This window comes from Flagellimonas eckloniae (assembly GCF_001413955.1).
Lineage (GTDB): Bacteria > Bacteroidota > Bacteroidia > Flavobacteriales > Flavobacteriaceae > Flagellimonas > Flagellimonas eckloniae.
This window is the reverse complement of the sequence record NZ_LCTZ01000002.1, coordinates 750,666-772,365: the sequence shown is the minus strand read 5'-3', so window position 1 is coordinate 772,365 and position 21,700 is coordinate 750,666. Positions and strand designations below refer to the sequence as shown.

At 38.6% G+C, this 21,700-nt stretch carries 19 protein-coding genes; 10 read left to right on the top strand and 9 right to left on the bottom strand.

Annotated features, from left to right (window positions below):
• Positions 1-103: 103 nt before the first annotated feature.
• Genes AAY42_RS03360 through aroC form a run of 5 tightly spaced genes read right to left on the bottom strand, consistent with a single transcriptional unit; the run spans position 104 to position 5,583 of the window.
• Complete coding sequence (locus tag AAY42_RS03360; protein ID WP_055392588.1) at positions 104-1,276, bottom strand: flavohemoglobin expression-modulating QEGLA motif protein; 1,173 nt, start codon at positions 1,274-1,276, stop codon at positions 104-106.
• Positions 1,273-2,097 (bottom strand): N-formylglutamate amidohydrolase, encoded by an 825-nt coding sequence (locus AAY42_RS03355; protein WP_055392587.1) that lies wholly within the window; start codon positions 2,095-2,097, stop codon positions 1,273-1,275. The genes AAY42_RS03360 and AAY42_RS03355 overlap by 4 nt, the downstream gene beginning before the upstream one ends.
• Entirely contained in the window at positions 2,090-3,121 is a 1,032-nt protein-coding gene (gene gshB / locus AAY42_RS03350; protein WP_082433308.1) for a glutathione synthase, read from the bottom strand. Before gshB ends, AAY42_RS03355 begins: the two co-directional genes overlap by 8 nt.
• Positions 3,122-3,137: 16 nt before the next feature.
• Positions 3,138-4,463: a dicarboxylate/amino acid:cation symporter gene (locus AAY42_RS03345; protein ID WP_055392585.1), complete on the bottom strand. Its 1,326-nt coding sequence runs from the start codon at positions 4,461-4,463 to the stop codon at positions 3,138-3,140.
• Positions 4,464-4,518: 55 nt separating this feature from the next.
• Positions 4,519-5,583 (bottom strand): chorismate synthase, encoded by a 1,065-nt coding sequence (gene aroC, locus AAY42_RS03340; RefSeq protein ID WP_055392584.1) that lies wholly within the window; start codon positions 5,581-5,583, stop codon positions 4,519-4,521.
• A 191-nt stretch (positions 5,584-5,774) separates the two neighbouring features.
• On the opposite strand from aroC, the gene AAY42_RS03335 reads away from it, so the two are divergent.
• Positions 5,775-6,671: a UDP-2,3-diacylglucosamine diphosphatase gene (locus tag AAY42_RS03335; RefSeq protein WP_055392583.1), complete on the top strand. Its 897-nt coding sequence runs from the start codon at positions 5,775-5,777 to the stop codon at positions 6,669-6,671.
• Here the strand turns inward: AAY42_RS03335 and AAY42_RS03330 are convergent.
• Positions 6,642-9,557: an FAD-binding and (Fe-S)-binding domain-containing protein gene (locus AAY42_RS03330; protein ID WP_055392582.1), complete on the bottom strand. Its 2,916-nt coding sequence runs from the start codon at positions 9,555-9,557 to the stop codon at positions 6,642-6,644. The two genes, AAY42_RS03335 and AAY42_RS03330, sit on opposite strands and share 30 nt — an antisense overlap.
• Before the next feature lie 88 nt (positions 9,558-9,645).
• On the opposite strand from AAY42_RS03330, the gene AAY42_RS03325 reads away from it, so the two are divergent.
• Both AAY42_RS03325 and AAY42_RS03320 read left to right on the top strand, forming a co-directional pair.
• Positions 9,646-10,140, top strand: coding sequence for a hypothetical protein (locus AAY42_RS03325; RefSeq protein WP_055392581.1), 495 nt, complete (start codon positions 9,646-9,648; stop codon positions 10,138-10,140).
• A 99-nt stretch (positions 10,141-10,239) separates the two neighbouring features.
• Entirely contained in the window at positions 10,240-11,349 is a 1,110-nt protein-coding gene (locus AAY42_RS03320; RefSeq protein WP_055392580.1) for a TlpA disulfide reductase family protein, read from the top strand.
• A 71-nt stretch (positions 11,350-11,420) separates the two neighbouring features.
• On the opposite strand, the gene AAY42_RS03315 is transcribed toward AAY42_RS03320, so the two are convergent.
• Positions 11,421-12,071, bottom strand: a complete 651-nt coding sequence (locus AAY42_RS03315; protein WP_055392579.1) for a rhomboid family intramembrane serine protease — start codon at positions 12,069-12,071, stop codon at positions 11,421-11,423.
• A 52-nt stretch (positions 12,072-12,123) separates the two neighbouring features.
• Between AAY42_RS03315 and AAY42_RS03310 the strand changes: the two genes are divergently transcribed.
• On the top strand, positions 12,124-13,047 hold the full coding sequence (locus AAY42_RS03310) for a lysophospholipid acyltransferase family protein (protein ID WP_055392578.1): 924 nt from the start codon (positions 12,124-12,126) through the stop codon (positions 13,045-13,047).
• Positions 13,048-13,068: 21 nt separating this feature from the next.
• On the opposite strand, the gene glmM is transcribed toward AAY42_RS03310, so the two are convergent.
• Positions 13,069-14,457 (bottom strand): phosphoglucosamine mutase, encoded by a 1,389-nt coding sequence (gene glmM, locus AAY42_RS03305; RefSeq protein ID WP_055392577.1) that lies wholly within the window; start codon positions 14,455-14,457, stop codon positions 13,069-13,071.
• A 92-nt stretch (positions 14,458-14,549) separates the two neighbouring features.
• Here glmM and AAY42_RS03300 point away from each other — a divergent pair, with 92 nt between their 5' ends.
• The 4 genes from AAY42_RS03300 to AAY42_RS03285 are packed head-to-tail and all read left to right on the top strand — an operon-like array spanning position 14,550 to position 18,433.
• A complete protein-coding gene (locus tag AAY42_RS03300) occupies positions 14,550-15,143 on the top strand; it encodes an acyl carrier protein phosphodiesterase (RefSeq protein ID WP_055392576.1) in 594 nt (197 codons plus the stop codon).
• Positions 15,131-16,813, top strand: coding sequence for a gamma-glutamyltransferase (gene ggt / locus AAY42_RS03295; RefSeq protein ID WP_055392575.1), 1,683 nt, complete (start codon positions 15,131-15,133; stop codon positions 16,811-16,813). Before AAY42_RS03300 ends, ggt begins: the two co-directional genes overlap by 13 nt.
• Positions 16,814-16,823: 10 nt before the next feature.
• The gene (locus AAY42_RS03290; protein ID WP_055392574.1) at positions 16,824-17,741 is read left to right on the top strand and encodes an ATP-grasp domain-containing protein; all 918 of its coding nucleotides are present in this window, start codon (positions 16,824-16,826) and stop codon (positions 17,739-17,741) included.
• Positions 17,738-18,433 carry a hypothetical protein gene (locus tag AAY42_RS03285; protein WP_055392573.1) on the top strand — a complete coding sequence of 232 codons (696 nt, stop codon included), beginning with the start codon at positions 17,738-17,740 and terminating at the stop codon, positions 18,431-18,433. Before AAY42_RS03290 ends, AAY42_RS03285 begins: the two co-directional genes overlap by 4 nt.
• A gap of 22 nt (positions 18,434-18,455) precedes the next feature.
• On the opposite strand, the gene AAY42_RS03280 is transcribed toward AAY42_RS03285, so the two are convergent.
• The gene (locus AAY42_RS03280; protein WP_055392572.1) at positions 18,456-19,217 is read right to left on the bottom strand and encodes an XRE family transcriptional regulator; all 762 of its coding nucleotides are present in this window, start codon (positions 19,215-19,217) and stop codon (positions 18,456-18,458) included.
• Between the two features lie 188 nt (positions 19,218-19,405).
• Here AAY42_RS03280 and AAY42_RS03275 point away from each other — a divergent pair, with 188 nt between their 5' ends.
• Together AAY42_RS03275 and AAY42_RS03270 are read left to right on the top strand one after the other, a co-directional pair.
• Entirely contained in the window at positions 19,406-20,668 is a 1,263-nt protein-coding gene (locus tag AAY42_RS03275; protein WP_055392571.1) for a putative DNA modification/repair radical SAM protein, read from the top strand.
• A gap of 237 nt (positions 20,669-20,905) precedes the next feature.
• Entirely contained in the window at positions 20,906-21,682 is a 777-nt protein-coding gene (locus AAY42_RS03270) for a TIGR03915 family putative DNA repair protein (protein WP_055392570.1), read from the top strand.
• Positions 21,683-21,700: the final 18 nt, after the last annotated feature.

The window sequence follows — 21,700 nt, the reverse complement described above, 5'->3', positions numbered from 1 at the left end:
TACTTTTAAGGTCAGATTATTAGCAAAAATTTTGCACCAACTGATACAAAATTTGCATAAGGTGTCTTTTTAACGTTTTATAAAGAATTGGGATATGTGGTAGTTATTTTAGATTATTTAAGATAAAATCCAATGTCTTGTTGGTATTACGTTTTTGCTCAAAAGAAAGGCTTTTATGCGTAATGGACTGAATCAACCCTAATTGTCGAAGATGGTTCATCTGTTCTTCATAGTCCAAGGAGACCTTACCGGTAAAAAGAATATCCATTGGTTCTTCATTTTGGTATCTTTTATAAATTTTCCGTAATCCACTCAAATACAATCTGTCCTTGGTAAAGCCGCCTCCCCTGTGCGCCCTTAATGTTATTCCAAAAGCCTCGTCCCTGTTTAATTTATATTGACCATGAATCAAATCAAAAGTATCAGCAAAACTATAGCCTTTTATTAGACCATCGGCAGCCATAACCCTATATGCCAATTCCTTGAGGCGTTTTAATGTAAGGGCTCCACCCATGTACTCGCTAAAAACCGCCAAACCTTCCTGGGTTTCCACATTTTTGGGCAAGCCGTTGGAAAATATCTTCAAGGGCTGCTCCAACCCATTATACGTAGTTACCAAGTGTACACCGATTTCATGATTCGCCAAAGTCAACAACTGATTTTTACTGAACTTGACATTCTTCTTAATAAACAATGTTTGGGAACTATTGCTCACCATTGCATCAGCAGAAATATTTGTGGAAAAACGAATTTTTAATGGAAAGTTATACCGTGGAATAAACTCATCAAAATAGGTTTTTGCTTCATCTGGAGTAAACACCTTGTCCATGTCCGCCGAGCTTGGTTCATCCTTAAAATGCAGTATAAACCTAGCATTCTGAACATCTTTTTCTGTGGGAGTACCAAAGGCACGAAGAGAATTGTAATAGAACTTTTTACCCTTTCCAATGGTCTCAATACATTGGATCATATTGGCGTAATAGTATATTACATCTTGGTATAACTTACGGATAGATTCATCTTCAATACGATCCAATCGTTGTGAGAAAAAAAGACGCTGGAGTTTATAGGGGTCAAATTTTAATTTTGGATACTTGAACTCTGGTTCAATGGTATATTTTGAGGCAAAAAAACGATGCTTTTCCTTTTCTATGTTCAGTGGGTTTACGTAACTGAGCAACTCAATTCTCTTGACCAAACGGTTTAGGTTTGAATCAATATCAAACAGGGCAGGATACTGCTTTTGTAATTCTTGTTGCTGTTTTACCTGAATCATACGCTCTTCTGAAACTCCTCAACTTGCAAAGGTATCAAATCTTTGAGTTGATTCTCAACCGATTTTATTACTTCGGGATACATAACGCCCGAAAGTTCATCACAGTATATTTTTGAAATTTCGGTGGCCAAGACCAAGGTATTGGTAAAGTTTTTGGTAATGTATTTTAGAAAGTATCCATTTCCTTGGAAGGTATCATTGATTTTTGAGGTTGATTCTATCTTATTGGGCAATTGCATGGAACCCAATTTGAAGCGCCAGCTTTCTATTAAGGCTCCATACCTTTTGGTATCAACATTGGAAGTTCCTAAATTCCAAACTGGTACTGATCTATCCCATCGTTTCCAATTATAGCTGTGCATATCAAAAACCAAAACATTCTGAAACTCTTCTTCCAGTTTGCCTATGAGAGCATTTACTACCTTATAAAAATTATGGTGCTTTGTCAGGCTCTGTTGTTTTTCATTATCGGAAAGTGGTTTTTTCCAGAGTTGTTTTCCCCACGCATCTTCATAAATTGCCCTTTCAGGTTCACGGTTCAGATCATATTCAAAGCGGCTGTCACATCCGGCAATTACAATGGGAAAGTTTTGCACCATTTGTTTGGTAGATGGGTCTTCTTCATACCATCGCTCATATTCTGTGTGCAAGCAGTTGGCCCAAAGTGATTTTCGAAATTGATGTCCGTCATGTACGGCCCCACATACAAAAGGAACGTATTTTTCAATCTTTATGGTAAAGGAATAATCATCGGAAACTGCTTCAAAACATGCACCTCCTTTGATTAAGAGTACAATATCATCAACGGATCTTTTATGCATTCTCAACTTCGCTTCTTAATCTTGATCTTCTGTCAAAAGCTTGTAGCTTGTCCAATACTTTGCTCTCCACAAAATCAATCACCTTACTTTGTATTTTCGTTTTGTAGACTTTATTCATATAGGTGATTCCTCCTGGTGACATCACATTCACTTCAACCAGTTTGCCACCAATTACATCAATCCCAACAAAAAAGAGTCCGTCTTTAACCAATTTTGGGCCAATTTGTTTGCAAAGTGCCTTTTCTTGCTTAGTCATTGCATGTCTGGCTACGGATCCTCCAGCCGAAACATTAGAGCGATGGTCATCATTCCCTGGTACCCTCTTCATTGCTCCTATTGGCTCACCATTTAAAATCAGGATACGGACATCACCCTGATCGGCTCCTTCAATATATTCTTGAAGTATTACATAATTTGATGAACCATCGGAGTTTGTGATGTAAAAATCCAGAAGGGACTTTATATTGCTCATTGCCGATTTTTCAATCAAAATAACTCCTGAACCCCCAAAACCATTCAGAGGTTTTAATATCATTTTATCTGCGCTAGACTCCTTTATTTGCCGCACCAGATAATTTTTGTTTTTGGACACATGGGTAGCTGGAATAATGTTGCTGTGGCTATCACCAAATGCTGCAGTATATAACTTATTGTTGGCTTCTCTTAGGCCTTGCAAAGAGTTCATTATAAACACATCATCCTTCACAGAATCCAAAAAGTTCAGCATTATCGGGTCCAAAGGTGGGTTTGCACGCATAAAAATGACATCAAAACCGGCAAGTGGAAGCATCTCTTCGCGTATACTAGCCTGTTTGTAAAAGGTTTTATGACTGTTGGAAACCTTTTCCATTCTATTGATTACCGTACAAAAAGCATTGGTAACACTGTTTCTTATGGTCAAATTTGAAGGAGTACATAAGGCAACCCCATGATTACGCTTTACACATTCATGTATTAAGGTGAGACTGGTATCATTGTCCGGATCAATATCTTCCCACGGATACATTAAAAAACAGATATTCATGACTCTTTATAGTTTGTTATTTCACTTCATCCAAATGGTCATCCCATTCTTTTACACGAGGTTTGCCCAATTTACCAACTGATTTGGCAACCAGCATTGAAACGGTAGCATCCCCAGTAATATTGACCACGGTCCTAAACATATCCAACGGACGGTCGACAGCAAAAATCAAAGCCAGACCTATGGCAAGTTTATCAGCCGGGAAACCGACTGACTCCAATACAATCACCAACATTACCATTCCTGCACCAGGTACCGCTGCGGTGCCAATAGATGCCAATAGTGCAGTTAAAATAATGGTCAGTTGACCCGATAGAGGAAGGTCAAAAGCCAAAGCTTGTGCTATAAAAACAGCTGCAACTCCTTGGTACAAACTGGTGCCATCCATGTTGATTGTAGCCCCAACTGGCAAAACAAAACTGGATACTTCTTTATCAACTCCTATATGCTCCTCCACCCTTTCCATGGTTACGGGCAAGGTGGCCGCACTGGAACTGGTAGAAAATGCCAACAATTGCGCCGGACTTATTTCCTTTAAGAACCAAAACGGGTTCTTTCCTGTGAGCAATTTTACCAAAATGGTGTAAAAAACAATCATGAGGAACAATCCCAAAACAACAACCCCAGCATACTTTAACAGGGCCACCAAAAGCTCTGGATCCCCAGAGGACACCACAACATTGGCCAATAGGGCAAAGACAGCATAGGGGGCCACCAACATGATCAGGTCTACCATTTTAAGGACCACATCATTAAGGGAATCGAAAAAATCCTTTAAAGGTTTTGCCCGCTTCTCCCCTATCAAAAGCAATGAAATCCCCATAAATATGGTAAAGAATATCACTTGCAACATGAGACGATTGTTGCTCATCGCAGCTATGGCATTATCGGGAACCATGTCCTCCAAAAATTTTAAGGGGCCCGCACTCTTCTGCCGTGTGGCTTCCTCAAGCTTTGATGTTACCCCACTATCGCTTGCATACGTATTTGTAAGCCTATCTATGGTCTCAGTTGAAATGCCATCACCAGGTTGCAATATATTTACAAGCAATAAACCCAAAACAATTGCCACAACTGTGGTTCCCATGTAGATGCCAATTGTGCGTAAACCAATGTTCTTGAACTTGGAAATGTCCTTTAAATCGGATATCCCTTTGATCAACGAAGCCAAAATCAATGGTATGGCAATTAATTTTAATAGTTTGACGAAAATGGTACCCAGAGGTTGAATCCAATCGGAGACAAAATCCTTTCCTCCGCTTATTTGGGTCATTGCAAAACCGAAAACAATACCTAATACCATTCCTATTAGGATTTTCCAGTGTAGTTCTAATTTACGCATAGTTGGAATTTGCGCAGTAAGATACTATTTTGAAGGGAAAAAAATAACGAAAGTATTAGATTTTGTTTGTTTTTGATAATAAGGTAAAGTCGGCCAAAACTAGGGCTGCCATAGCCTCAACAATTGGGACCGCTCTCGGTACCACACAGGGGTCATGCCTTCCCTTACCATGGGTAGTTACTTTTTCACCTTCCTTATTGATGGTTTCATACGATTGCAGCACGGTTGCAACGGGTTTAAACGCTATGTTGAAATAGATGTCCATTCCATTGCTAATGCCTCCTTGAATACCCCCACTTCTATTGGTTTTAGTGGTTCCATCTGCATTGAACTTGTCATTGTGCTCACTTCCTTTCATAAGAACCCCGTCAAAACCACTGCCATATTCAAAACCTTTCACAGCATTAATGGACAGCATTGCCTTCCCAAGCTCTGCATGTAATTTATCAAACACAGGCTCACCCAAACCAATTGGTACATTTTGAATGACACAGGTAATGACACCTCCAATAGTATCTCCTTCTTTTTTAATGGATTTTATATAATCTTCCATTTTTTTTGCCATTTCCATATCCGGGCAACGAACAGGATTGGCCTCTATTTTGGAAAAGTCAAGATCCGCATAATCCTTGTCCAGCTTCATCTCACCAACTTGTGACACGAAGGCAGTAATTTTTATGTTCCCCAGAAATTGCTTTGCGATAGCACCGGCAACTACCCTACTGGCGGTTTCCCTAGCTGAGCTTCGGCCACCTCCGCGATAGTCACGGAATCCGTATTTTTTATCGTAAACATAATCCGCATGGGAAGGTCTGTACGAGTCTTTTATATGGGAATAATCTTTGGATTTTTGATTGGTATTATGAATTGCAAAACCAATGGGTGTTCCTGTCGTCTTCCCTTCAAAAATTCCGGAGTATATCTCAACTGTATCCGGTTCTTTTCGTTGGGTAACAATGGCTGATTGTCCCGGTTTCCTTCGGTTCAACTCCAATTGAATTTTTTCCAAATCCAATACTATCCCTGCTGGGCAACCATCTATTACACCACCCAGTGCCCTGCCATGCGATTCTCCAAAAGAAGTAAGCCTAAAAAGATGTCCAAAACTATTACCTGCCATTTGCTAAAATTCAATATGCATCAAAGGTATATGTTCTAAACCGTTTTCAAAAACTGGCTTGCCAGTTAATGTTTATGTAACATTTAATGATTCTGGTTGATGTTTTTTTAACGATATACTTATAAATTATTGATTTGAAATTGATTTTAAGTTTATGCTTTCACAGTTACTTTGTAGGAAATTACAAACTATTGAAAAAAAGGAAGATAGAGTTAGCTGTTATTTCAGATGTTCACTTAGGAACCTACGGATGTCATGCAGATGAACTCATTGCATATTTAAACAGCATCCAGCCTAAAAAGCTCATTTTAAATGGCGATATCATTGATATTTGGCAGTTTAAAAAACGTTATTTTCCTCCATCCCATTTAAAAGTTCTTAAAAGAATCATTGGTATGGCCTCCAAAGGCACAGAGGTTTATTATATTACTGGAAATCACGATGAAATGCTTCGTAAGTTCAGTAATACTTCAATGGGAAATTTTAAAATCACTAATAAACTCGTCCTTAATCTGGACGGTAAAAAAGCATGGATTTTTCATGGCGATGTTTTTGATGTATCCATTCAAAATGCAAAATGGTTGGCAAAATTGGGAGGCTACGGTTATGATATTCTTATTCGCATAAACAGCTGGGTTAATTGGGGCTTGGCCAAAATGGGACGTGAACGTTATTCCCTTTCCAAACGCATCAAAAATAGCGTAAAAGGTGCCATAAAATACATAAGCAACTTTGAAAAGACTGCAGGGGACCTCGCTATTGAAAATCATTATGATTATGTAATCTGCGGGCACATTCATCAACCAAAAAAGGAATTTTACGAAAACAAAAATGGTAAGTGTTTGTATCTAAATTCTGGTGATTGGGTTGAAAACTTGACAGCTTTGGAATATTCCTTCAAACGATGGAAGATTTACCATTACAATCATGATAAGTTGTCACCTTTCTTTGTGGATGAGGACCTTAAGGACATGGACATGACCGAACTTATCGCTTCCATAACGGATAAGGAAATGGATGCGACGGAGCTAACGGAAAATATTGAAAAAGAAAAAAAATTAAATACTCAAAGCCTGACGCAAGATTGATACTGGGTGTTGAGCCTCCCTTTTCGTCCCATCCTTAATTTGATGCCTACAACTTGTTCCATTTGCTGCAACAATGGTATCTGCTGAACTTTTTCTTACCGCCGGAAACAACTTAAGTTCTCCCACCTGCATGCTTGTTTTATAATGCTCCTTTTCATAACCAAAAGAACCTGCCATTCCACAACATCCTGATGCAATAATGGTAACCTTATAATTTTTGGGCAAATTAAGTACATCAAAAGTCACTTTTTGATTGGATAGTGCTTTTTGATGACAATGATTATGAATCTTAACCACTCTCTCCTCCAATGTAAAACTATCTGAAGATATATTTCCCTTATGGATTTCTGACGCCAAAAATTCTTCCATTATAAAAGAATTGCTGGCTAATTTTTCTGCTTGTTTTTTATTGTGATGCAGTCTTTTATATTCGTCTCGGAAAGATAAAATTGCGGAAGGCTCCAAACCAACTATAGGAAGATTCTCTTCCAGAATTGTTTCTAGTTTCTCCAGATTTTTATGAACCAGTTTTTTAGCCTGTCTTAAAAATCCTTTTGACAGGTATGTTCTGCCACTTTCTCCAAAGAACAATTGAACGTCATATCCTAGCTTGCAGAGCAATTCAATGGCATCCTTTCCTACTTCAACATCAAGATATTGTGTGAACTCATCAATATATAAAACCACTTTTTTACCAGATGGTTCGCTTTCCTTTTTGGATTTGTCCAAAAAGCCCTCAAAATTAAAGTTATAGACTTTCGGCAAACTTCTTTCAGGTGCTACACCAGAGGTTTTTTTGAGGAGACCGCCCAATTTTTTTGATTCATACAAGGCATTTGTCAGCCATGGAATTTTACTTCCAAAAGCATTCAACTTAGTATTGTAGGCAAACAACTTACTCCGCAGCGAATAGCCATTTGTTTCTTGAAATTGATACAAAAACTCAGCTTTTAATACTGCAATATCCACATTGCTGGGGCATTCGCTTGCGCAAGCCTTACAACTCAAACATAAATCAAAAACCTCCTTGAGTTCTTTTTGGTCAAATCGATTTGGCTTTTCAGAGTTGGTCAAAAATTCCCTTAAGGCGTTGGCCCTGCCACGGGTAGTATCTTTTTCATTTTTTGTAGCATGATAGCTGGGGCACATTCCCCCAGCCATGTTATGGCTTTTCCTGCAATCTCCACTACCATTACATTTCTCGGCAGCTTTTAAAATTCCTTCACTATCCGAAAAATCCATCAAGGTATCTACCACAGGTTCTTCCCTATCAATTTCATAGCGCAGGGATTCATCCATTGGAAAAGCATCAACAATTTTCCCAGGATTGAAAATATTATTTGGGTCAAAAACCGATTTTATCCGTTTCAATAATTCATAATTGGCTTGACCAATCATCAATGGAATAAACTCTGCCCTTACAATGCCGTCCCCGTGTTCTCCACTAAAACTACCCTTATATTTTTTGGTCAACTTTGCCACATCTGTGGTTATGGAACGAAATAAAGTAACATCCTCAGATTTTTTCAGGTTTAGGATAGGCCTTAAATGAAGCTCTCCCGCACCTGCATGTGCGTAATACACCGCATCTTGATCATACCCCTTCATGATCTGGGTGAACTCACCAATGAAGTCCTTAAGGTCTTCCAAGGCTACTGCAGTATCTTCAATACATGCCACCGCTTTTCGATCTCCTACCATATTACCCAACAACCCAAGCCCAGCTTTGCGCAGTTCAATAGCTTTGTTGATATCTCCTCCCTTTAGAATTGGGTTGGCATAGCTTAAGCCAGATTTTTTTATGGTCTTCAGTAATTCTTGAAGCTGTTTTTCTAATTCATCTTCAGTATCTGCCCTTACTTCCAACATTAAAATTCCGGCTGGGTCTCCATCCACAAAAAATCGGTTGGCCAATTGCGCCCTGTTATTTTTTGTACAATCAAGAATTACCCTATCCATCATCTCACAGGTATGCAAATTATGTTGCATAACAGGAACCACATCACTTAAACAATCTTCCAACGTATGGTAATGAGTTGCCACCATTGCAGATAAAGAAGGTGGTAAATCATCCAATTGTAATGTTATTTCAGTTGTAAAAGCCAAAGTTCCCTCACTACCTGATAATAATTTACTTAGATTGAAATCTGGATCTTGGTCGTTACCAAAAATTTTGTTTTTTAAAAGCTCATCCACGGCATAACCCGTATTCCTTCTATGGATACTCGGCTTGGGAAACTCTTTTTTTATATTTTCTTGATTCTCAGCATTGGAAAGCTCTACATATAGTTTGTTGTAAATGGCCCCTTCCAGTGAATTTTGATTCTTTTTATCCAGAAACTTTTCTTTATCAATATTGGAGAAAAAAGTCTCGCTTCCATCAGACAAAATACATTCCAAAGCAACTACCTTATCACGAGTTACCCCATATTGTATTGAAGTTGTACCGGACGAATTGTTCCCTACCATTCCTCCAATCATACATCTATTTGATGTTGATGTATTGGGACCAAAAAAAAGACCGTATGGTTTTAAGTATTGATTTAATTCATCCCTAACTACCCCTGGCTGTACCTTGACCTGTTTCTTCTCTTTGTCCAAGCTCAAAATTTGGGTAAAATGTTTTGATACATCCACCACAATCCCAGTTCCTACGCATTGCCCTGCCAGAGAGGTTCCGGCTGTTCTTGGAATAAGGCCAATATGTTGTTTATTTGCAAATGCAATTAACGTTTTAATATCCTCTTTGTTCTTTGGATAGACCACGGCGACAGGTGTTTTTCGATAGACCGAAGCATCCGTGGCATAAAGGGCCCTACTTAAGTCATCTGTAAATAATTCGCCTTGTAATTCTTCGGAAAGGGATTTAAAAAAAGATTTATCCAATCTGGAACAATTTTTGGTTATTTAATTCAGTTTTATTGTCAGAAAGCCTTACAAAGCTATCTTTAATTTTTAACTAATAGAGAAACTTATGAAGATTACCACATTATTTACAGGTCTTTTTTTATTTGCAACTTTCGCAACCTATGCACAAGACATTTCTAACCATGCGTTGGGACTTAGGTTAGGAGACAGTGATGGTTTTGGAGCTGAAATTTCCTATCAAAAATCCATTTCCCGGTACAATCGAGCAGAATTTAACCTCGGATGGAGGGATAGCAGGGCTTTTGATGCCTTCAAATTATCTGGACTATACCAGTGGGTGCACCAATTGGATGGAAATTTTAATTGGTACTATGGAGTTGGTGGTGGATTGGGAAGCGTAGATTTTGAACCCATACCTAATTCGGATGATAACGATGGGCTATTTGTATTTGCCGCTGGTGATATTGGTGTGGAATATAATTTTGATATTCCCCTACTCCTGTCACTTGATTTTAGACCAGAAATTGGGTTATTGGGATATGATGGCTTTGACAACGATTTTGATTTTGATATTGCACTAGGAATACGCTATCAATTTTAGTGAAAGTTAGTAAAATCTAAAGCCCTTGACTTTTCTAAAGCATCGAGGGCTTTTTTATGCGATATGTAATGAATATCTTAGCTCCTTAATTTGAAACAAATGAAAAGAATATTTGGAATTGCCATAATGATACTGTTTATAGCTTCTTGTAGCTCAAAACCTGAAGGGTTTAACTTAAATGGCACGGTAACTGGGGAATTGGACAATGGCACCCAGGTTTATCTGAAGACTACTGACTCCCTTAATCAATTAATCGATATCGATACCACAACAGTGGAAAATGGAATTTTCAGCTTTAACGGAACGCAGGCAGAACCCAAACTTCATTATATATTCTTGGAGTCCAATAGAGGAAACATTCCTTTTATTTTGGAAAATGGGGATATCGATTTAAAATTTCAAAAAGATAGTCTTGGTTACGCAAAACTAAAGGGTACTCCCCAAAACGAGCTTTTTATGGGCTTTTTAAGTGAATCCAGAAAGCTATCCGAACGGGCAAGATCTATGCAGGAAGATATGCGAACAGCTTCACAAAAGCAAGATACGGCTACTGTTACTGCAATACGTGAAGAATATATTGAATTCCAAGATGAAGTAAAAACCTTTAATGTTGATTTTGCAAAAGAAAATCCAGATGCCTTGATATCTGTATTGATATTAGGAAATTTAATGATGAGCAAAGGGCTTCCCAGTGATGAGGTAAAAGCTTTGTATGAAGCACTTACCCCAGAAATAAAGGCCTTGCAACCAGCAAAACAGCTAAAAGAGCAACTGGACAAGATAAAAAGTACAGATATTGGCAGTATAGCGCCAGAATTTTCTGCGCCTACTCCTAATGGAGATGTATTGGCACTCAATGAGGTAAAAGGAAAATTAACCTTAGTTGATTTCTGGGCGGCTTGGTGCAGGCCATGTAGAGCAGAAAATCCCAATATTGTTTCGGTTTATAACAAATACCATGATAAAGGCTTAAATGTTATTGGTGTATCATTGGATACAAGAGCTCAAGACTGGACTAATGCAATAGAAGCAGATGGACTTGCTTGGAATCATATTTCCAATTTAAAACGCTTTCAAGATCCAGTAGCGCAATTATATAATATAAATGCCATTCCAGCCGCCTTTCTTTTGGATGAAAACGGAGTTATAGTGGCGAAAGATTTACGAGGGCCAGCTTTGGAACAAAAAGTAGCTGAATACCTTAACTAAGGTTTATAAAAATCAACGTTGAAAGCTCAAGACTTAACCCTTGGGCTTTTTTTATTTCTAAAAAATAGAATCTATATTTTTCCCATTTTTTCTAGAACAAAGAGAATCAATATGGGAAGCGCCAATAGAACGACTATTAAGGTATCCGTCACCAAAAGTTCCGGCCTAAGTACAAGTGTAGTTACATACCCCCCTATTGCACCTCCAAAATGCGCTGTATGACCAATATTTCCAAGTCTGCTTTTCATACCATAAATGGAATAGAGCAGATATGCTATTCCTAAAACATAGGCCGGCAATGGTATAGGAATGAACATAATTCCTAATTGCATATTTGGGTTGAGTAAAATTGCTGCATACAAAATTCCGGTGACTGCGCCACTTGCACCAACAGCACTATAGTACGGTTCATCTTTATGAAAAAAAAGGGCCAACAGGCTACCCCCTATCAAACTAATAAAATAAATAATCAAGAACTTTGTCGCACCAAACCAATTGATGACTACATCTGCAAAAAAATATAGTGTAAACATGTTAAAAAACAGATGGGAAATATCCACATGTAAAAACCCAGAGGTGACTGTTCTTTCCTTTTGCCCTGCCTTAATACTTCCAATGCTAAACTTATATCTGTCAAAAAAAACGGTATCGCTAAATCCTCTTAAAGACACTATAATATTGGCGGCGATAATTGCAATGGTAGCCGCATGCAAATTGTACATATGCTGATAAAATTAGAGACAAATATAGCTATATTTGCCTCAAGAATTATCTATGCAATTAGCCGTTTTTATCCTCGTTTATCCGCTTCTCTGGTTAATTTCCAGGCTCCCATTTAGAGTACTTTATTTACTCTCTGATGGCGTATACCAATTGCTGTACCATGTTGTTGGTTACCGTAAAAAAGTAGTGCGCGACAATCTGGAATTGGTTTTCCCAGAAAAATCAAGTTCAGAACGCTTGGAAATAGAAAAGAAATTCTTCAAACATCTTTGTGATATGTTTTTGGAAATGATAAAGACGTTGGGCATAACGGATGCCCAGATTCAAAAGAGATACTACTTTACCAATATTGAAGAAGCCTTGGACTTGGAGCACCAAAAAAAAAGTATTATCGTAATGATGCCCCATTATGCTAGCTGGGAATGGGTTTTTTCCCTTAATAAGCATGTTACATCTGAAGGATATGCTATTTACCAACGTGTCCAAAATAAGTATTTTGATAAATTGGTACGGGATATTCGCAGCAAATATGGAACAACACTTATTCCAACCTTTGATTCCCGCAAAATAATTTCCAATCTAACCAAAAATGGCACTTTGTTTACTGTTGGGATTGTAAGCGATCAATCTCCCATGCATTTCAAAGCAAAACACTGGACCAAATTTATGGGCATTACAGTTCCTGTTCATGTGGGAGGGGAAGAACTGTGCAAAAAACACAATCTGACCCCACTGTACTTAAAGGTAAAAAAAGTAGGTAGAGGTTACTATCAAGCAACTTTTAAACCTTTAGTGGAAAATGTTGAAAAATCCGTCTCCTATGAAATTACTGAAGCTTTTTTAAAAGAAACTGAAAAATCAATTCTAGAAGCTCCTGAATTCTACTTTTGGACCCATAAACGCTGGAAGCACAGAGATAAAGTTCCAAAAGAGTATTTAACTGCCAATGCGATTACTTCGCAAAAAGATGTATGAAATATTTAATCTAAGGTATTATTAGATACCAGCGATTTCTTTGATTTCTCCAATAATTTTATCTGCCAAGTCGTTGGCCTCAGCTTGAGATTTAGCTTCCGTATATATTCTAATTATTGGCTCAGTGTTCGATTTTCTGAGGTGAACCCAATTCTCTGGAAAATCTATTTTAACCCCATCTATCGTGCTAACGTCTTCGCCCTTGTATTTTTCATGCATGGCAACAAGAATTCCATCAACATCCAAGTCTGGGGTCAATTGGATTTTCTTTTTACTCATAAAATAACTGGGGTAACTTGCTCGCAATTCTGCAACAGTTCCGCCTTTTTCTGCCATCAACATTAAAAACAAAGCAGTACCTACCAAAGAATCCCTGCCGTAATGACTTTCCGGATAAATAATTCCACCGTTTCCTTCTCCTCCAATAATTGCATTGTTGGCCTTCATTTTGGTCACAACATTGACTTCTCCAACGGCGGCAGCTTCATAGGTTCCTCCATGTTTTTCCGTAACATCGCGAAGCGCCCTCGAGGAAGATAAATTAGAAACTGTGTTTCCCTTGGTTTTACCCAGTACGTAATCTGCACAGGCCACCAAAGTATATTCTTCTCCAAACATTTCCCCATCATTGCTAATAAATGCAAGACGATCCACATCTGGATCCACAACAATACCAAAATCGGCATTCTCTTTCACGACCAATTCACAAATATCTCCTAAATGCTCTTTGAGCGGTTCAGGATTATGCGGAAAATGACCCGTAGGGTCACAATACAACTTTACCACTTCTACCCCAAGTTCCTCCAACAGTTTTGGAATAGCTATTCCACCTGTAGAATTAACACCGTCAACCACTACCTTAAAACCAGCTTTTTTGATAGTTTCTTTATCAACTAGGGAAAGATTCAAAACTTCATCGATATGAACATCTATATAGGAATCATTTTTAGTGATTTTCCCCAAATCATCCACTTTGGCAAAATCAAAATCTTCTTTTTCGGCCAGCTCTAAAATAATAGCGCCTTGTTCCGCATCCAGAAACTCCCCACGCTCATTCAATAATTTAAGCGCATTCCATTGTTTGGGGTTATGACTGGCGGTTAAAATTATTCCACCATCAGCTTTCTCCAATGGAACTGCAATTTCAACCGTTGGTGTTGTGGATAACCCCAAGTCTACTACATCAATCCCAAGACCTACTAAGGTAGAAACCACCAAATTCTGAATCATTTCACCAGATAAGCGCGCATCGCGACCAATGACAACCGTTAACTCTTGTTTTCCTGAATAATCTTTTAGCCAAGTACCGTATGCAGCGGCAAATTTCACAGCATCTATAGGTGTAAGATTATCATTTGTAGCCCCTCCTATGGTTCCACGAATTCCAGAAATTGATTTAATCAGTGTCATAAATTGTTAAAAAAGTTTTTGCAAATATAAACGGCTATTCCATTTTCCATGTTCTGAATTTGTAAATTTCACTGGAAAAGAAATTTAACGCTATGAACTTTCTTGCCCATATCTATTTATCCTTTGATGACAAAGAAATAACCCTTGGAAATTTCTTTGCAGATCACATACGTGGGAATAAGTTCAAACATTTTCCTGAAAAAATCCAAAAAGGAATTTTACTACATCGGGAAATAGACACCTTCACTGACTCCCACCCTATTGCCAAACAAAGCAGTAAAAGGCTACATAAAAACTATAGTCATTACAGTAGGGTAATCGTTGACATTTTCTACGATCACTTTTTGGCAAAAAATTGGACAACGTATTCCGAAGTGCCTTTACAAGTTTATGTCGAAAACTTTTACGATTTACTTGAAGACAACTATGAAATCCTTCCTTTAGGTACTCAACGACTCATGCCATACATGATTGCAGATAATTGGCTGTATAGCTATGCTAATCTTGATGGGATTTCAAGGGTCCTAAATGGCATGAACAGGCGAACAAACAATAAGTCCAAAATGAATTTTGCCATTTTGGATTTAGAAGAACATTACTCAGCATTTGAGCATGAATTCACCGAATTTTTTAAAGAATTAATTGATTTTTCTCAACAAAAACTAACTCTATTATGCGAAAACTGATACTTTTTGTCCCACTGATTTTATTTTTAAACTGTAAAAAACAACCTGCCATTCCCACCGGTCTCGTTACGGAAAAAGCCATGGTGGTATCAGCAAGGGAAGAAGCCTCCAAAATTGGGGTGGAAATTATGAAAAAAGGAGGGAATGCCTTTGATGCTATGGTTGGTGTGGAATTTGCCTTGGCTGCCGCTTATCCATTTGCAGGAAGTCTGGGTGGCGGAGGTTTCATGGTTTACCGAAAGAATGATGGAGAGGTTGGAGCCCTGGATTACCGCGAAAAGGCACCATTGTCTGCCCACAAGGATATGTATTTGGATTCCCTGGGTAATGTTATTCCTGGCATGAGCACCGTTGGAGCAACAGCGGTTGGAGTCCCTGGGACCGTTGCGGGAGCCATGGAGGTGCACAGAAAATTAGGTTCATTGCCATTGAAGGATATTTTGGAACCAGTTATTGCACTGGCAAAAAAAGGTGTAGTGGTCACGGAAAAACAGGCGGCACGACTGGAAAGGGTAAAAGAAAGTTTTATCGAAGTAAATGGCGATAGTACCAAATATGCTGCGAATTTTAAACCGGGAGATACCATTAAATATCCGGAGTTAGCCCTAACCTTGGGTAAAATTCTAAAACAGGGTAAGGATGGATTTTATAAAGGAGAGATAGCTGAAAAATTAGCGGCTTTTATTCAACAAAATGGCGGATTTGTTACTGTTGAGGATTTGGCCAAATATGATGCGAAATGGCGTGTGCCCATAGTCTTTGACTATAGGGACATACGGATAATTTCAATGAGTCCACCCAGTAGCGGTGGGGTTACCATGAACCAAATTTTTAAAATGATGGAGCCATATCCCGTTTCAAAATATGGACATAATTCCATTGAAACGGTTCAACTTTTTGTTGAAGCTGCTCGAAGAGCCTACGCAGACCGGAATTATTTTCTTGGTGACCCGGATTTTGTGGACATTCCTCTAGATGTCCTACTAGATGATGACTACATCCAAGGAAGAATGGAAGGCTTTTCTTTTGAAAAGGCAACATTATCATCAGATGTATCACATGGTGATATTGAGATTACAGAGAGTGACGAAACCACTCATTACTCCATTGTTGATGCAGATGGAAATGCCATTTCCACTACCATAACATTAAACGGCGCCTATGGGTCCAAATTGTACTGTGATGAGCTTGGATTTTTTCTGAACAATGAAATGGATGACTTTAGCGCGAAACCCGGTGTGCCTAATATGTTTGGATTAATTGGAGCCGAAGCCAATAGTATTGCTCCTGAAAAACGCATGCTAAGCAGTATGACTCCCACAATAGTTGAGAAAGATGGTGAACTTTATATGGTGGTAGGTACTCCAGGAGGTTCTACGATTATTACGGCAGTGGCACAAACCATTCTTAATGTGTATGAATTTAACTTAAGTATGCAAGAAGCGGTAAACGCACCCCGCTTTCACCATCAATGGCTGCCAGATATGCTTATGTTTGAGGCCGAAGGTTTTGAAGAAGATCTAAAATCAAACCTAAAGGAAAAAGGCTATGAAATTCTTGAAGGTAGAACCCGAATTATAGGTAAGGTAGATGCAATACGTGTCTTGGAAGATGGAAAATTGGAAGGTGGAGCAGATAAGCGTGGTGATGATACTGCTGTAGGGTTTTAAATTTAATGGCATGACATACGATGTTGTAATCCTGACAGACAGAAGGTATTTAAACCCCAGTAAACAAGATGTCTATGAGAAAAATGTGCTCTTGGAAGATGAACTGGTATCCAATGCCCTGAAGGAAGAAGGGCTTCAAGTGGCCCGGAAATCCTGGGACGACCCTGAGTTTGATTGGGCTACTACCAAATATGCATTGTTTAGGGCCACTTGGGATTATTTTGACCGCTATGATCAATTTTCAACTTGGTTTAAGAAGGCAGCTACGTTGACCAAATTTATCAATTCCGAAAAGCTCCTAAACTGGAATATTGATAAGCACTACTTGAGAGATCTGAACGAAAATGGAGTGCACATCCCAAGAACGCTATATATTGAACCACAAACAAAGACCACTCTGCAAAAGTCCTTCAAAAAAGCCAAAGAGATCCATGGTTTTGTTGCAACCGACTATGTTTTAAAACCATGTATAGCAGGAGGAGCCAGGCATACCTATAAATTCCATGAATCTGAAATTGAAAAGTATGAAGCTACCTTTCAAGAATTGATTGCACATGAAGCTATGATGCTGCAGGAGTTTCAAGAGAATATTGTTCGCCAGGGTGAGTTGTCCATGATGGTTTTTAACGGACAGTTCAGTCATGCTGTTCTAAAAATTGCCAAACCTGGTGATTTCAGGGTACAGGATGATTTTGGTGGCAGTGTACAGAGACATGATGCCTCTTTGGAAGAAATCAATTTTGCCCTGCAAACTGTGAAAGCCGCTCCCGAGCTTCCCATTTATGCGAGGGTCGATATTTTTAGGGACAATGATGGGGATTTAGCCTTGGCCGAACTTGAGATTTTTGAACCTGAACTTTGGTTCAGATTGTATCCAGAAGCTGCCAATATTTTGGCATCCAGCATAAAAAAACAGCTTTTTTCATGAAGCGCATTTTAAAAATTATTGGATTTTTTGTTATGGGTTTCTTACTTATACTCTGGTATATCCATGAACCGTTACCTCAAGGAACTTCTGGCCCGCAAGCTGACCAACTTGCATATAAAATGCTGAATGCCCTAAACTATCAAAAATACAAGGATACCCGTTTTTTGGAATGGTCCTATAGAAATGCCGCCAATCAGTACAAATGGGGCAAGCAAAAAGGTATTGTCGAAGTAAAATGGGACGACTACAAAGTGACCCTCAATCTAACCAATAACAGCGAAAGTAAAGTAACAAAATCAGGCGAAAGTATTTATGGGAAAAAAGAAAAAAAATTGGTTACCAAAGCGCTCAAAATGTTCCATAATGATTCTTTTTGGCTGGTGGCGCCCTATAAAGTTTTTGATAAAGGAACGACAAGAAGTATTGTAGTGTTGGAAGATGGTTCGCAAGCACTTTTGGTTTCATACTCCAAAGGCGGAACCACTCCAGGAGATAGTTATTTATGGAAGTTGAATCCACATGGGTTTCCCAGCAGCTTTAAAATGTGGGTGAAAATAATACCTCTCGGTGGCCTAGAAGTCACTTGGGAAGATTGGCAAGTAATGGAAAGCGGTGCTTTTTTGCCAAAAACCCATAAACTTGGGCCATTGGAATTGAGCATGGGAAACGTAAAAGGATATAATTTTAATTAGATTTAGTTGCCTAAATAGTATCCTAGTTTTTTACTTGACCCATTTGCTGCTTTAACTCTTCCATGGATTGTTGTAATTGCCGCAATAGTCCTGTTTCAGTTGTAGCATCTACATTAAAGGTAAGTTTACTGCTCACTTCCCAAATCTCCTGAATTTGAAAAGGCTTTATATCATATGGAGGATACGTTTCGTTCAAAGAAACCAAAGTGATATTGTTGGAGTTTGGTTTTTTTTCAATCTTTTTGACCAAAACCGCGTCTTGTAACACCACCACATACATCTTATTGGCACTTACGTGGTCAATATGTTCGATTGCCCGTGCCAAGACCCAATCACTCGGTTTTAAGTTGGGCAACATACTGTCTCCTTCTACTTGAAAACCACGGTATGTAGCATTACGAAACTCAGGAATAGGCAAATCAAAAGCGGGCAATTGACGATACCAACTTGTATCAGCAATGTTTTGGGGATATCCAGCCGCCGCCTTGACGTTTACCAATACCATATTATCATTTTCAGAACTATCAACGGTAACCACCTTTGGAATTACACTGGTACGGGAAGTCTCCAAATGCTTTTCTTCGCTTTCGGCAAACAACCAAAGTGGATTTATATTAAATTGTCGTAACAGCTCCGACACCACTTTTCCAGATAATTTGGTACGCCCGCGCTCAATATCTGCTGTAGTATTTGAAATTCCCAATAACTTGGCAAACTCGGATTGGGTATGGCCTAATTCCCGTCTAATTTCAATAAAACGCTTTAAGGTTAATTCATTCTCCATACTTTCTTTTCTGTCAGGTCGAGCGCAGTCGAGACCTTATTAAACTATTCATTGTAAAGCCTCTCTACTGTACTAGAGGCATATTAATGCATCAAATATAGCGATTTTGGAATATTTCCAAAAAATAATTTGGAATATTTCCATTTTTAGGAATATTTCCATAATTTTGGATTAATTACAATCTCAATATGAATTTTGACCGAATACAAGAAAAGCTGAATATTCTAGCCGATGCTGCCAAATATGATGTCTCCTGTGCAAGTAGTGGCAGCAATCGAACCAACACCAATAAAGGTCTGGGTGATGCTTCCAAAATGGGAATCTGTCATAGTTATACCGAGGATGGACGTTGTGTATCCCTTCTTAAGATTTTATTGACCAACCATTGCATTTTTGATTGTGCTTACTGCGTAACCCGTAAAAGCAATGATGTAAAACGAGCCGCTTTTAAGATTCAGGAAGTTGTGGATTTGACCATCAACTTTTACCGCAGAAATTATATTGAAGGCTTGTTTTTGAGCTCTGGTATTTTTAAAAATGCTGATTACACGATGGAACGCTTAATCGCAGTGGCCAAAAAATTACGTGAAGAGGAAAATTTTAATGGGTACATCCATCTAAAATCTATTCCCGACACCAGTGATGAATTAATGTATGAGGCTGGATTGTATGCAGACCGACTCTCTGTAAACATAGAAGTACCAACCATTTCTGGCCTTAAATTATTGGCTCCGGACAAAAAGCATGAGGATTTTACCAAACCCATGCTAAAGGTCAAAAACGAACTGCTACGCTTTAAAAATGAGCGTAAAATCATTAAAAGCACTCCAAAATATGCGCCAGCGGGACAAAGCACACAGATGATTGTGGGCGCCACTGGTGAAACGGACAAAGACATTATGTATTCCGCCACATACTATTATAAAAAGTATCATATGAAACGGGTGTATTATTCGGGCTACGTGCCCGTGGCAGAAGACAGCCGTTTACCGTCCATTGGTTCCCAAGTTCCCATGTTGCGGGAAAACAGATTGTACCAAACGGATTGGTTGTTGCGCTTTTATGGTTTTGCCGTGAATGAAATTTTGGACAAGGAACATCCTAATTTGGATATTGATGTAGATCCCAAACTTTCTTGGGCCTTGCGAAACATGCACCACTTTCCCGTGGATGTCAATACTGCCGATAAACGTATGCTGGCACGTATTCCAGGTCTGGGTATGCGCTCCGTGGAAAAAATAGTGAATGCAAGACGATTTAGAAAACTGAACTGGGATCATCTCAAGAAGATTGGAGTGGCCCTCAACCGTGCCAAATATTTTATGGTATGCGATTCCAGAAATTGGGAGCGTCGCGATTTGGATGCGGAAAAAATTAAAGGAATGATTCTACAGACTTCTTCCGGGAAGTTTAGGAGTCAGTATAGCAATCAATTAGCATTGTTTAATTAAACAAAAACCAGAATACAATGAACACGTTACAAACCCAAAACAACCTTGATTTCTTGGAACGTAGCCGTAGTACCATCTTAAACTTAGGTTACGATTTTGTTCGATTTAGAAATAAAACAAAGAAAAAAATGGGTCTATTGAAAACGAGATTTATAAAATAATCGTGGTTATTTCGAACCGCCTTATCGAGTGCAGTCGAGATAGAAGAGTGAAATGACAGCATAAAAATAGAACACTATGGAGAATACGAAAACCCTTATTTACGACGGAAGCTTTAATGGCTTTCTCACTGCAGTCTTCATTGCTTTTGAAGAAAAAATAAATGTATCGGACATTCAACGAAACAGTCATGGACAAAATGGCCTTTTTTCCGAAACGGAAACCATATTTACAGATGTCCATAAGGCCAAACGAGTATGGAACGGCATACGCAACAAAAGCCACAATGCCATTTCCAATGTCTATTTTGCGTTTTTAAGTGAGACCGATGGTATTGAACTTATGCTCTTTACCTACATTCAAAAATTAATGGCATCCAAAAACGGGAAGCAGCTGGATTATTCTGATGGTATTGTGTTGCGCATAAGTCAACTGGCACGCTCCGTAGGTCGCGAAAAACATCGTATGGAAGCCTTTGTGCGCTTTCAACTAACAAAAGATGAGATATACTTTGCCAACATTGAGCCTGATTTTGATGTACTACCTTTGATTTCAAAACATTTCCGTAACCGTTATGCCGACCAGCAATGGCTTATTTATGACGTAAAACGAAAGTATGGCATCCATTATAATTTGGAACATGTGGAATTGGTATCACTTAACCTTAAAGAAGTCCATTTTAACAAAGTGCACAAGAGCGATGCCTTTTTAAGCGAGGAATACGATTACCAAACACTTTGGAATGATTATTTTAAGAGCACCAATATCAAATCCCGCATCAATAGAAAACTGCATACACAACATGTACCGAAACGCTATTGGAAATATTTGAGTGAAAAGAAAGAGACTGCTTGATATTAGAGTGAAATTCAA